This window comes from Novosphingobium chloroacetimidivorans, from assembly GCF_014204535.1.
GTDB lineage: Bacteria > Pseudomonadota > Alphaproteobacteria > Sphingomonadales > Sphingomonadaceae > Novosphingobium > Novosphingobium chloroacetimidivorans.
Genome location: NZ_JACHLR010000072.1, coordinates 1 through 2,250, shown reverse-complemented (window position 1 = coordinate 2,250; position 2,250 = coordinate 1). Strand labels below are relative to the sequence as shown.

At 60.8% G+C, this 2,250-nt stretch carries 2 protein-coding genes; both read right to left on the bottom strand.

Features of this window, described 5'->3' with window-relative positions; genetic code table 11:
• Window positions 1-129: 129 nt before the first annotated feature.
• Window positions 130-294, bottom strand: coding sequence for a hypothetical protein (locus HNO88_RS21840; protein ID WP_184250928.1), 165 nt, complete (start codon window positions 292-294; stop codon window positions 130-132).
• A gap of 2 nt (window positions 295-296) precedes the next feature.
• Entirely contained in the window at window positions 297-1,937 is a 1,641-nt protein-coding gene (locus HNO88_RS21835) for a histidine kinase famiy protein (RefSeq protein WP_184250926.1), read from the bottom strand.
• Window positions 1,938-2,250: the final 313 nt, after the last annotated feature.

Sequence of the window (2,250 nt, the reverse complement as noted above, 5' to 3'; positions counted from 1 at the left end):
TTGGCCTCCTTCTGGAGTCCAGAAAGAGACTCCTTAGCAGAGGTCCATCAGCGCCGAGCCTAAATGCCGCAACACGCCCGAGGGCGGACGCTTACCCTGATGATTGTTACGGCTACAATCGCCCTAGCATCATGCTCTTAGCGCCGCTTTGATCTGATTATGACGGGCCGCACGTTCCGCCATCGCCAGCCATGCCGCTTCGGAGCGACGGCAGCGGTCGATCACATTCGGCAACGTTGTCGATGCCGCCTGCTCGGCACACAAGGTGGCCTGATCGCGATAATAGCTCTCCACCTTCATCCCCCGTGCGTGCCGACCCCGGTCGGACCTTCAATCACCTGCCGGACCTTCGTCGCCAGTTCGCTGCGCTTGTACGGCTTCTGGATCAGGTCGAACTCGGCACCGCGCGCATCGACCCGCTCAATCGACGATTCCGCATAGCCTGTGGTCAGCAGCACCCGCATCCGCGGCCTGCGTCGCTTGACCTCTCGCGCCAGCATAACGCCGTTCATGCCTCCGGGCATGATCAGGTCGCTGAACAGTAGGTCGATGTGCCCGGCACCGTCGAGGATCGTCAGCGCCTCGTTGGCATTCTCAGCCCGCAAAACTGTGTAGCCGAACTCGGCCAGAACTGTCTCCGCATAGTCGCCGACATCGATCTGATCCTCCACGACCAGCACCGTCTCGGTGCCGCGCTTGTCGGCAAGCGATCGTGAAGGCTTCCCTCCGACCGGCTCTGCCCTTGCGTTCTCGCACGGGAAAAGCATCCGTACCGTCGTGCCGTGGCCCTCCTCCGAGTAGATGCGTAGCGATCCACCCGACTGCTTCATGAAGCCGTACACCATCGACAGGCCTAGACCCGTACCTTTGCCCTGGTCCTTGGTGGTGAAGAAGGGCTCGGTAACCCGCTTCAGCACCTCAGGGGACATGCCCGTACCCTCGTCGGTGATCGTCACGCCGACATAGTTGCCGGCTTCGAGCTCGCCAAAGCCCTTGTCGCCAGCCTCGATCGAGCGGTTCCTGGTCTCGATGACGATGTTGCCGCCGTCCGGCATGGCGTCGCGTGCGTTGAGCAGGATATTGATTATTGCCAGCTCAGCCTGCGTCGGATCAATCCGTGCGTTGCAGGTCGTCTCCTGGTGAACGATCCGCACGTTCACGACGCCGCCCGCGGTCCGCTCGATCAACGGCTGAAGCTGGTCGATCAGATCGACAAGGTTGACCACGCGGCCTTGCAGCTTCTGCCGGCGCGAAAAGGCGAGGAGCTGCTGGGTCAGCGTCGCCCCGCGCTCGGCCGCCTGCATGACCGCATTGATCGAACGTGCCGCCTTCTTGCGGTCGAACTCGCCATCTCCCTCAATCTGGTTTCGCAGCACGTCGCTGAAACCCTGGATGACCGTCAACAGATTGTTGAAGTCGTGCGCGACACCGCCGGTGAGCTGACCCACCGCCTCCATCTTCTGCGCCTGACGAAGACCTTCTTCCGCATCACGTCGGCGCGTGACATCGAGCTGCGAGGCGAAAAAGTAGATCAGCTTGTTGTCGGCATCGAACACCGGCGAGATGAACAGCGCGTTCCAGAAGGCGGAGCCGTTCTTCTTGTAGTTGATCAGTTCGACCGATGTTTCCTTCCGCTGCTCAATGGCGCGGCGAATTTCAGCGACCGTGTCGCGATCGGTGTCGGGCCCCTGAAGCAGTCGGCAGTTGGTGCCGACCAGCTCGTCCCAGCCATAGCCGGTCATGTTGATGAACGCCGGATTGGCGAACACGATCGGATTGTCAGGCTGGTTAGGATCGGTGACGATCATGGGCATTCGCGTCGTCTTCACCGCCGCAAAGAAGATGCTGTTGCTGTCGTCGGTCATGTCAGGGTTGGCGCCACCTGCCAGATGCGGAGGCGGGGCGCTGGGCAGCGTCTCAGGGGTTTCGTTTGCCATAGAAGTCCAGCGCTAGAGGAGGGCTTGCCCCGAAGCGCCGGCCAGTGGGCCGTTAACTGCTCATGCCTCGCTTTGTTCCCAGCGTACACGACACATCTCGCTATCTAACCTGATCGGTTAAAACCGAACGGTTGTGACGCCTCGGCTTACGGGACACCCTTTCTCACTTCTGTGAGCGTGACGGGTTTCGAGAAGCGTTCAAAATTCCCATTCCACCATCCAGACTGTGCGGAAACTCGGTGATTGATTCCATAGGCTCGCGAACAGACGTATGCTGTGCCGATGGCGTACATCGAGGGTCATGCGCGCGACC

Coding starts and splice junctions, on each gene's coding strand:
- HNO88_RS21835 (WP_184250926.1), bottom strand. CDS start 1,937: ATGGCAAACGAAACCCCTGAGACGCTGCCCAGCGCCCCGCCTCCGCAT.